This window comes from Okeania sp. SIO2F5 (genome assembly GCF_010692685.1).
Classification (GTDB): Bacteria; Cyanobacteriota; Cyanobacteriia; order Cyanobacteriales; family Microcoleaceae; genus Okeania; species Okeania hirsuta.
In genome coordinates this window covers 1-14243 of sequence record NZ_JAAHGU010000166.1, presented here as the reverse complement: position 1 = coordinate 14243, position 14243 = coordinate 1, and the positions used below count along the sequence as shown (strand labels likewise).

The window sequence follows — 14243 nt, the reverse complement described above, 5'->3', positions numbered from 1 at the left end:
CTGTGTATCTAATGTCGGTACTAGCTTAATTGTGGATGGGAAACATCTCAAATCAATGAATCGTTGGTACAACAAACAGATATCAACTATTAAAGAAAATAAATCTCAAGGATTTTGGTCAAATAAACTAGCTGGCATTACAGAAAAGCGTAATCGTCAAGTGCGTGACGGTATAAATAAAGCAGCCAGAATAGTAATTAATCATTGTTTAAAAAAATCTATTGGTACAATTGTATTTGGTTGGAATAAAGGTCAGAAAAATGAAATAAAATTAGGAAAAAAAAGTAATTCAGAATTTGTACCAATTCCCACAGCTAGACTCAAAGAAAGAATAGCTCAGTTGTGCGATGAATATGGAATTATTTTTATAGAAACTGAAGAAAGTTATACAAGTATTGCTTCGTTTTTAGATGGTGACTATCTACCTAATTATGGTGAGAAACCCGATGATTGGAAACCGTCAGGAAAAAGAATAAAGCGATGCAGCGCGGTCTTGGGGGTTTCCCCCATGAGCGACTGCATCAAGACAGCGTGGTTTGTATGGAACTGGTAATAATTGCTTGATAAATGCAGACTGTAATGGAGCTGCAAATATAATTGCAAAAGTAAGCAGAAAGCTAAGTTTAAACTTCAGCCGACTGTGTAGGGGCACTTTGACTTGTCCCCAGAGAGTATATCTTTGGTCAGCTAAGAAGAAACGGAGCAACACGGATTTATCCTGTTGCGTAGTATCAACTTAGAATCCCCGTGACTTCAGTCCGGGGAGTAGTCAAAAGATTGAGAATACCAATAAACTATTGGTTCCCTTGTTTAGTTATTTAGGGGACTCACGCAGGAGTTATCAAGAGTGCAAGAGATATCCCAGGAGAAAGCATCTGCTTCTTCAAATTTTTCTGACACATCACCTGACAATAAAGGATTATTAATAGAGTCAAAATTACTCACAACTCCTTGTTCAGCCAGCTTGTTGATATTAGCCCAGACAACACTCGGATTCTCGGTGAATTCAAAAAAGTAGGTGGCATTTGGATCATCACTTACATTTTTCGTCGGAAGACTTTGGTTTGCAAGAGTCCGCCATTGCGTGGTACCTATGCCGAAACCATCTAGACCAATAGGGTCAGAGACGTTGCGGATGATGCCAAGCGCTGCTGCTAATTCACTCCGCCGCTCCTGATCTTTATTGAGGATGAAGCCCGATGCTTTCGATGCCAACTTTTTCTCTGCTGCCAACCGAGGACCCATTTTATCCAAGTAATAACTAGCCCGGACAAACCGGTCTGATGGACTGCTGGTACCTGGCAGAAATAACCCAATTGTACCTTCCAAATTTTTGTAGAGGCTATTCCAATAGCTATTGATGGCAATCTGTTGGTCGAAGGTTGGGTCATTGGTCAGCACATTAGCTGTTTTTTCATGATGGACAATCATCTCACCACCAAGGTATTCAATGATCGCTGAATCCCCAGTGTTATCCGAGAGCGCCATGTGAAGTGCAAAGTTCGCTTCTCCCATCGCTACTATAATTGGTTGCGGTATGGAGTTAGGTCTTAGTGTCTCCCCGAGCTCCTTAAGGGTGGTTGTGGCGATTTTTAAGGATTTTTTGTCCAGTTCTTCCAGTCCTTCGACTGCCTCTGCAACGTTTGCATAATTATCAAGGACATATTGACCCCAGCCTCCAACGGACAAGGTTGGATCGCATGGTCCAATATCACCGTAGTCCGTCTCCGCCAAAAAGAGGAGATTGGCAACGAGACCCTGATCATTTATGCCGTCAACAGTGGCGATGTCATAGCTCGAGGTAATGATACTGCCATATTTTGACTTCCATTTAATTGAGTTTGGACCAGCCCCACCCTCACGCCGCTCGCCCGCCGGAAAGAACCAGAGTTCAGCCTGGGGGTCATGAAACCAGTCCATACTGCGGGCAGTAATTGGTCCATTTGAACCAGTATCGTAGACTAACCGGCTACAGGCTTGAGCCGGAGTCACTACTGCCATGGACAGTATGGTAATAAGTACAACTAATATAGTTGCTAGCTTCTTGATCGTTAAATTATGATTCTTCATCATTAAGTTCAATACTGCTTAATGTCTTGGATTATTTACCCATGACAGTAAAACCATAACATACTCATTCCCACTTAAATCAATATTTTATTGTTATCTAATTAATAAAATTAATAAACTTTTCTAATTACCAAACTCCTTACGCTCCAGGATATTTACACAAGCTAATAAAACCCTGAAAGTTAATCCCCCAACAATCAATATCCCTACCCACTCCAAATATGGTATGTATGGCAACTGTCTCACAACTTCATCAACAACTTCAACATTAATAGGTTGAATAATCTCAAAATATTGCTGATAGAGGAAGACATACAATGTGCCAAACCCACTTATCAGCCATACAGATGACAAACTACGCAAAATCACTGCCAACGTCAGAGCAGACCTGTTAACTGTTAACTCAAAAGCTATAGTTCGCTGTCGTAGTTGAGGCAAAATTATATCGTTATACTGATTAAAAGTATCCGATAACTGCTGAAGCGACGCCCTAATATTATTAGGACGCAGACTATTAATTAAAGCACGGCGATCGGCTTCCTTATTGTACTTTTTGAGGATCTTGAACGTATTTAGTTCTGGCAAGAGATATTGCAGTGAGCCATCTAATGCAAAGAAAGACCTACTAATTTTCAGAAGTGTCCAATTAGCTGGTATTCCGTTCTCAAAGGTTACTTGATTAACTTCTTGGGTAGCCCCACCCAAGGACTTTTCCCGATATGATAACCCCTTGAGTTCAGATTTAGCTGACCAAGAATCAAATCCACGAGCCATATCAACCCTGACTCTAGGAATGTTTGCTTTCGGAACATCTATACACAACCGGATATAATAATCAGAAGCTTTAGGAAAATCTCCCTCTGAGAGAGCATTTATATAATTAAAATAAATTCTTCTGAATTCTGCGTCCAGAGTTCCCGTACTTCCCATATCAATTAATACAAACTTGCTTTTGCGTAATAAAATTATATTACCTGGGTGTAAGTCTCCATGATAAAGATTATCTTCAAAGATTTGTCGTAATAAAGATAGCAACAGCTTTTCACCAACTTCTTTGGAGTCTACATCGTTTTCGTCATCCCACTGCCTTGCTCTCTGGCGATCGCTCAGTAATATCTTAATGTAGTCAGACATCAAAACACCGTCTATAAATTCCATCACCAAAACTCTACGTTTACAATATTTCTGATATACTGTTGGGACATATATTTTATGGAGTTTGAGGTTCTTTTTCATGCGACGACCATTAGCAGCTTCATAACGAAAATCCAACTCTTCCTTAAAAGTCTTTTCCAGTTCTACTACAAACTGCTCCCAACGGAAATAAGGAGCAACATTGAAAGATACCAATAAGTTAACAAAAATCTTAATTACATCTAAATCTCGCTTGAAAGCATCTGCCAAACCAGGACGCTGAATTTTAACTACTACAGAAATTTTCTTATTCTTTTTCCGCAAAACTGCTCTATGAATTTGAGCAATAGAGGCAGCTGCCAGAGGTTGCTCATCAAAACTATCAAAGATTTTGCCTATAGGGGCACCTAATTCTGATTCAATAGTTGAGCGTGCTATGTGGAAAGGAAACCCAAGAGCTTCATATTGTAGACTTCGTAATTCATCACATACTTCATCGGGAAAAAGGTCTGTTCGTAGCGCGAGTATCTGACCTGCTTTTACCCAAAAACCACCAAACTCTTCAAAGATTTCTCGTAATTGAGTGGCTGTTTTTTGCACATCTGACTTACCAGTAAACTTGCGATATTGTATTCTTGCAAAATAAACTAGGAATCGCCAAATAACATAGAGAGTTGATAAGCGACGGGTCTCCAGATTCTCTACCACCTTTACTTTTTTACGCTTTTTTTTCTCAACTATAGGGGTAGGAATATACTTCTTCTTTATCATATTTTCAACTAGACCAATAAATTATTTATTAATTGTGTACTTTACTATTTCACTGTTAATTTTTTTTTGTTTACTTTTGATTTAAGTCTAGAAAATTACTCATAATTTATATTGAAAATACTCATAGTTTTAAACCTATAAAAATCATTGAACACACATTTTTCCAGCGATAGGACTATAGAAAAATTACACCTTTAAAATAAGATTTTTAAGAATTACTCTTAGAATGATTAATATTCATTTAATTAACTAGATCGTGAAAACTATTTAATAATTTTGGAAAAGTTGCTAGATATCAGATATTGTATGCAACAGCGATCGCTCACCAATTTGCCATTTCATACTTATTTACTTAGATATTAAATCAAGGAAATTTTTATCCCACATTCCGCACCACAAAATGTAGCAACCGAAGAAGGAGTCAGGAGGCAGGAGACAGCAATTCTGAAGAAAATCATAGGTGTCACGATCAAGTACACGATCAAGCAAGTATTTATACTTAATTATTTACTCGGAATTTGATCGACTAAAAAAGTAATTGAGATGATTTGCATAGTATAAATACTTAACCAAGCTACAGATTGATATACTACTGTTAATGTTACAAGTTGACGTGCGGAATGTGTGTTTTATTCAAATAAATCATCATAAACCATCGTAATTTTAGCCTACTAAGATTAAATATTGCGGTCGCAATATTCAAGTCTGATTTTAATTATGCTTATCTTCATCATTCAATTACAAAATTAACTCTTTGTGTCAATTTATATTATGTCAACATAATTGTAATTCCTTACTTTATTTTATCTTTTTTGCATAAACAACTTAGAGATATTTCGTTGATTTAGGTAATTTAAATTATAAATGTGACGACAATAACAAAGATTGATAATTGAATAAATTACTTTAGCGATAGCCTACTCCCTCATCAAAAAAATTATCCCTAATTTTTGCTCAATCCATTATCAAAAACTAATTAACTTCACCCAAATAATAAGCCTTTATCCTCTGAGAAGCAAACCAATTAATCGTTATTTCTGCCTGATTTCGTGGCACCAAAACCACAAAACCAATCCCCATATTAAAAGTATTAAACATTGCCTCCTTTTCAACATTACCAACTTCAGAAATCCATCTAAAAATAGGAGGAATATCCCAACTACTTTTATCTATATCAATAGACATTCCTTCTGGCAAACAACGAGGTAAATTTTCTGGTAAACCACCACCAGTAATATGAGCCATACCATGAATATCTAAACCCGCTTTTTGCCCTGCTAAAATTGGCTTAACATAAATTTTTGTTGGGGTTAATAGCGCCTCTCCCAAACTTTTATTATTCAAAAAATCTGGGCAATCTTGTAGAGAAATATTGTACTCGTCAATAATCTTTCTAACTAAACTAAAACCATTACTATGAACACCACTACTTTCCAACCCGATCGCCACATCCCCTACTTTTACCTGAGACCCGTCCAAAATTAAACTTTTTTCCACAATTCCCACACAAAAACCAGCTAAGTCATACTCACCAGGTGGATAAAAACCAGGCATTTCAGCAGTCTCTCCTCCAATTAAAGCACACCCTGCTAAACGACATCCTTCAGCAATACCAGAAACCACTTCAGTTAACTGTTGATGATTCAATTTTCCTGTTGCTAAATAATCCAAAAAAAATAGAGGTTCCGCCCCCGATGTCAACACATCATTAACACACATAGCAACCAAATCAATACCAACAGTATGATGACAATTAAGAGTATTTGCCAGTTTTAATTTTGTGCCCACACCATCAGTACCAGAAACCAAAACAGGTTCTTTGTAACCACTTGGCAAAGCAAATAATCCACTAAACCCACCTAATGCTCCTAAAACTTCTGGTCGGTGGGTACTAATAACCATATTGCGGATATTATCTACAAATTCACGACCCGCTTCAACATCAACACCAGCTTGTTTATAATCCATCATGTCTTAGGCCAAAACTTTGATTGTGCGCTAGACAACAAGAAATTAAGAAACCCATTTTTGCAGATTCTCAATCTTGCAAAGGCAATTTCATCAATCCCTAGTGCAGGACGGCGGAAATAACTGACCAGTTACAAAATCTTAAAAGCCTTACCAATCAATGCTTTTGAATTTTGAATTTTGATTTTTAACTTCCGCGTAGCGACACTAGCTTTGTCAGGATGTCTAGCCTTTAGAAGTTTACCATCAGTCTTGTATCTATAAAATTAACCAAATTTTTTTTCTAATTTGATTCCCAATCTTAAAAGTTTGTGATACTCTATTGCAGTCTCTTAATAATACTTAAACATCGAAGACTAACCACAAATCTAATCAAAGCGCTCAAATCGCTTAAATGGTTAGTCCAGCCTACTTAGCAATAAGTAAACGTTATTTTGGTCACAATACGTCGGGATGCGTGGCCAGTTCCGACCTCTATTGTTTGGCATTAAACAGGTAAAGAGATTTGAAAAACCAGTGTGTCGAACTTAACAAGCCAAAATAACCAGGCGAGGCCAACTTTACACTTTTTGTAGGAGGGACGCAAAAATGTCCAACTCAACTAATTATGTATTCGTGCTTGACGCGAGTAAAAAACCATTAACACCATGCAAACCTGGCATGGCAATGCTGACGAATCAACCCCTAATGGTAACAGCAATGGGACATGGTTGCAGGCAGATGGTACAGATGGACAAATATGGTTTTCCCCGCAAGGGTTATCAGGCTAAAAAACCTGTACCAGGTTGGAAAACTGGAGATATGATCAATGTCGTCAAAGGCAAAAACATTGGATTAAAGGGAGTCAGGATTAAAACTGTCAGAAGTAAAGGTAATTTTGACATCCGACATGGGGATAAAATCTTGTCTGTATCTCGAAATCATATCCAACCCATTCACAGACGAGATGGATACAATTACTCGTTTTGAGTAGATTTTTTCTAAGAGTTTGGGTTATCCGGAATAGTCTTAGCTGGACTATGCCCAGATAAGTTCAACTCAATGGGTGCTTCTTAAAAAAAATAGCTTAAAAAAATAGGTTTATGAAGTACAAAATTTGGACTTTTCTGACTACTTTCTTGATATTTTCTAGTGTAGGTGTAGATTACTCTTATGCTGATACTCTTCAAGAAGACAAAATTTATCAAAAGAACGAACCAACAGATAGAAGCTTAGAAATAAATGATAACTTACAGAAAACTGTTGCCAATAGACAGGCAAATGTGTTCAAAGTTGGAGAATACCAGTTAAACACAAGACAAGGGAAGGAGACTGTCACTGAAATTATGGCCCATGAATTAACTGGTCGTCAAGCTGCAACTCTCTATGTTCGTAATATTCCAGTTCTTACTTTTCTTGACTCTCAGGATAAGAAGGCAAATAATAGTCCAGAGTCTAACTCAGACTCTTCGGTGAAAGTAGCTACTATTCAATCTTCTAATTCAAACCAACAAAAAGATCCTGTGTGGCGAGCATCAATAGTTGCCTCCCAACTAAATCAGCTTATGCAGGAAAACCCTAATCTGGATATTACAGCTAAGTGGGACACAGATACTGAAAGCTACATGATTCTGGTTAATGACCAAAAATTAGTAGAAATAGATAAGCAAACTATTCTGCCAGATACTACTAACGATTTAGCCACAGATACCCTACAAGCAACTAACCGTCTCAGACGACAAGTTAATAATGCCCCTCCTTTAAAAGAAATAGCGGGTCAACCAAAACCAAAACCACAGCCAGAACCACAAAAAATAGCTGTTAGGCCTATTACTTTCCAAGATCAAGGTTGGGCTTCTTGGTACGGCCCTGGATTTCATGGTAACTTAAGTGCCAGTGGCGAACGTTACAATCAATATGCAATGACAGCAGCCCATAAAACTCTGCCTTTTGGAACAAAGGTACGAGTGACTAATCTCAATAATGGTAGTTCAGTCGTTGTCAGAATTAACGATCGAGGCCCATTTATTCGAGGCAGAGTTATTGATTTATCCGCTGCGGCAGCTCGTATTTTAGGTATGATTCATAGTGGAGTTGCTCCTGTAAAAGTTGAGGTTATTGATTCTCGTGGATCTTAATTTTGGCATTTTATTGAATGTTTCACTCTACATCATTACAGGAGTAGTAACTCTAATAGTTTCGTGAGAGTGTCTATATAAATAGTTTGGGGGAAAAGTCTATCTTTTCCTCCTTTTTCTATTATATATAGAGGAAGAAGTAAGAAGTAAGAAGGAAGAGGGAAGAAGGAAGAAGTAATAGGGAAAATATTGCTTTGTCTGAGTTTTAAGCTTTTGAACTGTCCGCATCTTTTGCTTCAATTGCTATAAGATTTGTTAGTAGGGAACAGGAAATAAAATATACTTAATAAACTTGAGTATAGCAATGGTAAGCATTCAGCTATTAGCATCATTTCCTACGGAATGCTACGCAAACGTAATTTTGAATTCTCCTTCTAGGATAATAACTTAATAGCTGAGTGCTGAGTGCTGAGTGCTGAATGCTTACCAATTATCAATAATTATTTTTATAAAAAATGCGTCTATTTACTACTACTGCAGCTTTGCAATGCTACTTAAATTTTTTGAAAAATGATCTACAAAAATCTCCACATACTGTTGGTTTAGTACCAACAATGGGAGCTTTACACAAAGGACATTTAAGCCTAATTAAACGTGCTAAAGAAGAGAATAAAATTACTGTTGTAACTATTTTTGTTAATCCTTTACAGTTTTCTCCTAGTGAAGATTTCCAACAATATCCTCGGCAGTTAGAAGCAGATAAAAAACTATGCGAACAAGAAGGTGTAGATATTATTTTTGCTCCCACCCCTGAAACGATGAATATGGAAAATGAGCTGTCTACTAATGCCCAAAATTCTACAACTACAGTTGTTCCTCCATCTAGCATGACATCAGTTATGTGTAGTCTTTCTAGACCAGATTTTTTTCAAGGAATTGCCACTATTGTAACTAAATTATTGAGTTTAGTTCAGCCAAATAATGCTTATTTTGGGCAAAAAGATGCTCAACAATTAGCAATTATTCAAAGGTTGGTTAAAGACCTCAGTTTGTCAGTTAATATTATTTCTTGTCCAATAGTTCGTGAAGCTTCGGGATTAGCTATTAGCTCTCGCAATCAATATTTAACTATCGAACAAAAACAGCAAGCTTCCATATTATATAGCTCTCTTTGTCATGGTAGAAAAGTATTTTTAGAAAATCGAAATGCAGCAAATATTGTCGAAAAAATTAAAAATGCTGTGCAGGAACAATTGGCAACTTTACCATTTATAAAACTAGAGTATGTAGAAATAGTCGATCCAGAAAGTTTACAACCTTTAGAAAATATTCAGCATATAGGTTTATTAGCGATCGCTGCTCATATTGGATCTTGCCGTTTAATAGATAATATACTTTTGAGAAACCGCAAACCAATAATTGCCATTGATGGTCCTGCTGGAGCTGGCAAATCAACAGTAACCAAATTAGTCGCACAAAAATTAGGACTTTTGTACTTGGATACAGGGGCAATGTATCGAGCCGTAACATGGATGGTATTACAAGCTGGCATCCCAGTAGAAGATGAACCCCAAATAGCAGAGTTAGTCAGTCAATGTCAGATTAGTTTTAATGGCCCTGAAAATAACCATGTCACGATCAATGGCCAGGATGTGACAACAGCAATTCGGAGCAGGGAAGTTACAAATCATGTTTCAGCTATTGCAGCTCAGGCAACTGTCAGGTATTTTATGGTAGAACAACAACAAAAATTTGGAACAAAAGGAGGAATAGTAGCAGAAGGACGAGATATTGGTACTCATGTATTTCCCAATGCTGAACTAAAGATTTTTTTAACAGCTTCTGCTGAAGAGCGATCGCGACGGCGACTGCTAGAGTTACAACAAAAAGGTCAAACTAATATCAGCTTAGAACAGGTAAAAAAAGATATTATTCAACGAGACCAAAAAGATGCTAACCGGAAAATTTCTCCCTTACGAAAAGCTCTAGATGCTATAGAAATTAGCACCGATGGTTTAAGCATAGCGGAAGTTACTCAAAAAATTGTAGATATTTACAGACAAAAAAATCCACTACCATAGTTCATTTAATCCGGGAAATACTTAGTAGATTAAGATTAGTTAGATTAAACTCAGGAGGAGAATCAAGTATTTTATTTTTCTCAATAATTTTATTTTAAAATAGCTATTATTTCAAAATAAAAATAATGGTTAGACTACCTAAAAAATTAAAAAGTTTGAACTTGAAAAAATTACCGAATAATTTCACACAATGACACAAGGTGTGTAGGAGAAATATGACAAACTTAGGTTCACTATCCAGACAAGGGAAATCTTTAGCAACAGTGATAGCTGCTAGTGGAAGTTTCTTAATCGGAATGTTATTGCCCATGGAAATATGGACAAATCAACAAACAAATACAAAAGCAACTACAGTAAAAACAGCAACAAATACAAATACAGTAAAAACAGCAACAAGTACAAAGACAATCAATCAATCGGTAAATAGCAAAGAAACTCCATTAGAAATAATTAAAATTAGTTCTGTTGTTGCCAAAAAAATTAATAATACTAAACAAAAACTGAGGGAATTAGAATTAAAAACCTTTAACTTTAGTGTCCCTAAAAGATTCCAAAGTCAAACAGTTAAAAATATTACTCTCAATAGCAAACAGAAAGTTATTTCCTTAACCTTTGACGACGGTCCGTGGAACAAAACTACAGAACAAATATTAGATATTCTCAAAAAGCATAATATTCGGGCAACTTTTTTCGTAGTCGGCCAACATTTAAACGTACGTCAAGAAATAGGCAAAAAAATTGTAGAAGAAGGTCACGTTATTGCTAACCACACATGGAACCACCCTTCTAAAAAGAGTAAAATGAGTCCAGACCTGATCAAAAGTGAAATTGGACGTACAGCAGACCTGATATACAAAATCACAGGCAGGACAACCAATCTATTTCGTCCACCTGGTGGTGTCCTAGTGAATGGTTTAGCCGACTACGCCAAAGAACGGAAACACACCGTAGTCTTATGGTCTGCTGATTCCGTAGACTGGTATTACAGGTCAGCTAAAGAAATTACTAAAAAAGTTTTGAATAAAGCTAGCAATGGTGGAATTGTCTTACTACATGATGGTGGTGGCCCAAGAGGTCACGTTGTTGAAGCTCTACCCAATATTATTGCTGGCTTGAAAAAACAAGGTTATGAATTTGTGACCATACCAGAATTACTAACCATTAAAGATAGAGAGCTACATCAAGAAGAATTAGCAAAACAAAGAGAAATTAAAAAGCAAGAAACAAAGGCAGAAGGAAACAAGGAATAAACAATGAGATATTAAATCCAACGACCAAAGAGAAAGATTTGATCTTTGATTTTCTACTTACTACTTCTCTCAACCGAAGGTGGATCGAAATACTTTTACCGTATTTAGTTGTGAGTTTTGTATAAAACTTCAGAGCAGAGCAGATTGATATTGTTATAGCAAAGGACGAGTTAGTTAGGACATAGATTGATGATGAACTGTAAGACAGAGAAATACTTTTCTCACTGTTGCCTGTTGCCTGTTGCCTGTTGCCTGCTATATATTGTTGGTAAACCTATCTATTAGTACTTTTGACTAAAACAAGATGGCTTCTATAGCTCGCAAAAATTTATTAGAAGATATTCCTCGGTTTATAGTAGCCCAAGCAGGGATATTATTTGCAGTCAGCTTAGTGACAATTCAAACAGGCATATTAAATGGGTTTGCTCGTTCCACAACCCTACTAATAGATAAATCCAACGCAGATATTTGGATCGCCTCTAATCAAATGGTCAACTTCGAGCTGACAGACCCCTTACTTTACGGTCAATTGAATCAAGCCAAAACTATAGAAGGTGTCCAACGAGCAGAAGCTTTGATTTTAGGATCAGTCAGATGGCGGCCTCAGAATGGAGAAATGAGTCCATTAATGGTGGTGGGATTTAACCCAGATGGACAACTGTTTAACCCAGGAAAAGTCATTGAAGGTAACGTCAGCGACCTGAAACAGCCATTCGCTGTGATGGCCGACCAAAGTAGGCTATCTAGCATGCTTGCAGAAGGAGTAGGAACAATGGCGATAGCAGGTTCCCTACCAGCAAAATTAGTCGCAGTTACCAAAGGTACTCAGTCAATTGTATCAAGTACCTTATTATTTACATCCCTAGAAAACGCTAACACATATATTAGTGCAGGTATTAACGCCGAAGTTAACTGCAAAGTTGTAGGAGCAGGAAATCTTCAATGTACAAAAGTAGTAGAAAAAAAAGACCCCACTCAAAAGTTGGAAGAAACACCAGCACCAAAAAATTTAGAAGTAGCAGATCCGATCGCTTATATATTAGTCAAAGCTAAACCAGGTGAAGATTTACAAGTATTAAAACAAAAAATAGAAGAGGCGATGCCAGCTACCAATGCTTACACTAAAAATGAACTATCTGAGAAAACCAGATTTTTTTGGTTGGCACGAACAAATATTGGTTTAGTTTTGGGAATGGGTGCAGTAGTAGGTGTAATTGTGGGCATAGTAGTGGTCGCCCAAATTTTGTATTCATCTGTGTCTGACCACCTGAAGGAATTTGGTACTCTCAAGGCCATGGGTGCATCTGATCAAGAATTGTATGCAGTAATTGTGGAGCAGGCAATTTGGATGGCAGTTTTAGGTTATCTCCCTGGAATGTTGGTATGTTTAGGATTGAGTACTTGGGTGGCAAGCAAAGGAATTATTATTTTGATTACACCTTTGTCTGCACTTGGAGTGCTAGGTATAACTGTTTTTATGTGTGTCGGGTCAGCTTTCTTTGCCATTCAAAAAGTAACTCGTATCGATCCTGCAATTGTATTTAAAGCTTAGAAATAAACAATTTCAGTTGTTGATCGCAAGTTGGTTTGAAGAAGGTTATAGGTGTTAGGGTTTAGGTTTAGTAGTCCTGGTCGCGTAATGGTATATGGGAGTGAACAACGCCTATTGACATACTCCCCGACCTAAAGGTGCGGGGATTCTCACAAACAAGTGATTCTTTGCTCATCGACACAACTTACGATCGGCAAGTTGCCCATCATTAGCAGAGGCCGTTATCTCCCAAAGCGTTCCCTATTACCAATATAGGTTGACCTATGCCCTACGGTACCTTGATTCCACTCAATACCTATTATTTCTAATCCACGATTCAAGATGTTTCGTGCTGCGTTAGTATCACGACATATTTCAGCATGACAGCTAGGGCAAACATGAGTACGAGTTGACAAAGTTTTCTTGACTCTATGCCCACAATTAGAACAATCTTGCGAAGTGTATTTGGGATTCACCGCAACAACTGCCTTATCCCAAATTTTTCCATAATATTCTAGCCCCTATCGTGAATTGATACCACGATGCATCAGATATTGACTTTGCCAAATGATGGTTTTTGACCATGTTTTGTATCTTCAGGTCTTCATAGACGACAACATCGTTAGATGCTACTACGCACCGAGCTTGCTTAATGCTCCAGTCTTTACGCTGTCTACTCACCTTCAAGTGGCATAACCCTAGTCTTTTTCTGGCTTTGTGATAATTGTTTGATTGAGGCTGTCTTGGTGCGCGTTCCCTTGCGCCTGTCGGCGACGCGGGGTCGCACCGCTTTTTGCCTTTAACAAACTTTTTGCTTAATTGCTTTTGTCGGCGTTTTAATTTCTTCTGTGATTTTCTCAAATATTGAGGATAAACAACCGCATTATCGTTTTGGTCTTTATAGACAGGACTTACGCAAAGACAGCATATATAGCGTATGGTAATGTAGAGCGATATAGCTGCCGCACTTGCTCCCTCCGCCAACGCTGAAAAATAGAGAGCGATTGCCTCAGCAAAGCTCCGCTAACGCCTCAAGAAAAGTATCATGATCAAAACAAGAGTCAAAAAATACCTATCAAATAAAAACCGCTCTGAATTTGATTGTGGGTTTCTTCAGTTCTTGGAGCAGATAATCAGCAGAGTAATTCATGTTTGACTTCGTAAATAGTTTTTCCTATTGTTACTGCTAATCTTTTTCAAAAATTCCAGACTAACATTCCACAAGTAATATGATTTATTTGAATTTTTCTCAGACGACATTGACAGGAGCATAGACCTGTTAATTGCTTAATTTCTCCATTGATATCTTCAACTTTCCATCTGGTTTGAGATTCAAATTCTACATCATCTTTACTGCATTTGCTCAGGTCATTAGTAGCAA

General features: G+C 37.3%; 11 protein-coding genes and 1 pseudogene. 6 read left to right on the top strand and 6 right to left on the bottom strand.

What is annotated here, in order from left to right:
- Nucleotides 1-553, top strand: a 553-nt coding sequence (locus F6K27_RS29205; RefSeq protein ID WP_287300947.1) for a transposase, incomplete at its 5' end; no start/stop codon positions are given.
- Nucleotides 554-810: 257 nt separating this feature from the next.
- On the opposite strand, the gene F6K27_RS29200 is transcribed toward F6K27_RS29205, so the two are convergent.
- From F6K27_RS29200 to purM, 3 genes are all read right to left on the bottom strand, one after another.
- The gene (locus F6K27_RS29200) at nt 811-2073 is read right to left on the bottom strand and encodes a linear amide C-N hydrolase (protein WP_287276185.1); all 1263 of its coding nucleotides are present in this window, start codon (nt 2071-2073) and stop codon (nt 811-813) included.
- Between the two features lie 120 nt (nt 2074-2193).
- Nucleotides 2194-3975: an AarF/ABC1/UbiB kinase family protein gene (locus tag F6K27_RS29195; RefSeq protein WP_287276187.1), complete on the bottom strand. Its 1782-nt coding sequence runs from the start codon at nt 3973-3975 to the stop codon at nt 2194-2196.
- Nucleotides 3976-4947: 972 nt separating this feature from the next.
- On the bottom strand, nt 4948-5943 hold the full coding sequence (gene purM / locus F6K27_RS29190) for a phosphoribosylformylglycinamidine cyclo-ligase (protein ID WP_287276194.1): 996 nt from the start codon (nt 5941-5943) through the stop codon (nt 4948-4950).
- A 588-nt stretch (nt 5944-6531) separates the two neighbouring features.
- Here purM and F6K27_RS29185 point away from each other — a divergent pair.
- The 5 genes from F6K27_RS29185 to F6K27_RS29165 all read left to right on the top strand — a co-directional run bounded on the left by F6K27_RS29185 (nt 6532) and on the right by F6K27_RS29165 (nt 12883).
- Complete coding sequence (locus F6K27_RS29185) at nt 6532-6912, top strand: hypothetical protein (protein WP_124155967.1); 381 nt, start codon at nt 6532-6534, stop codon at nt 6910-6912.
- 113 nt (nt 6913-7025) lie between these two features.
- On the top strand, nt 7026-8060 hold the full coding sequence (locus F6K27_RS29180; protein WP_287276189.1) for a septal ring lytic transglycosylase RlpA family protein: 1035 nt from the start codon (nt 7026-7028) through the stop codon (nt 8058-8060).
- Nucleotides 8061-8515: 455 nt separating this feature from the next.
- Nucleotides 8516-10081 carry a bifunctional pantoate--beta-alanine ligase/(d)CMP kinase gene (locus F6K27_RS29175; RefSeq protein ID WP_287276191.1) on the top strand — a complete coding sequence of 522 codons (1566 nt, stop codon included), beginning with the start codon at nt 8516-8518 and terminating at the stop codon, nt 10079-10081.
- 215 nt (nt 10082-10296) lie between these two features.
- Nucleotides 10297-11331 carry a polysaccharide deacetylase family protein gene (locus F6K27_RS29170; protein ID WP_124144776.1) on the top strand — a complete coding sequence of 345 codons (1035 nt, stop codon included), beginning with the start codon at nt 10297-10299 and terminating at the stop codon, nt 11329-11331.
- 304 nt (nt 11332-11635) lie between these two features.
- On the top strand, nt 11636-12883 hold the full coding sequence (locus tag F6K27_RS29165; RefSeq protein WP_287276193.1) for an FtsX-like permease family protein: 1248 nt from the start codon (nt 11636-11638) through the stop codon (nt 12881-12883).
- Between the two features lie 221 nt (nt 12884-13104).
- Here F6K27_RS29165 and F6K27_RS34455 read toward each other — a convergent pair whose 3' ends face one another.
- The 3 genes and pseudogenes from F6K27_RS34455 to F6K27_RS29155 form a co-directional block, all read right to left on the bottom strand.
- Complete coding sequence (locus tag F6K27_RS34455) at nt 13105-13338, bottom strand: zinc ribbon domain-containing protein (protein ID WP_375339674.1); 234 nt, start codon at nt 13336-13338, stop codon at nt 13105-13107.
- A gap of 13 nt (nt 13339-13351) precedes the next feature.
- Complete coding sequence (locus tag F6K27_RS34450; protein WP_375339673.1) at nt 13352-13723, bottom strand: transposase; 372 nt, start codon at nt 13721-13723, stop codon at nt 13352-13354.
- 335 nt (nt 13724-14058) lie between these two features.
- A pseudogene (locus tag F6K27_RS29155) lies at nt 14059-14243 on the bottom strand (IS701 family transposase); the annotation flags it as partial.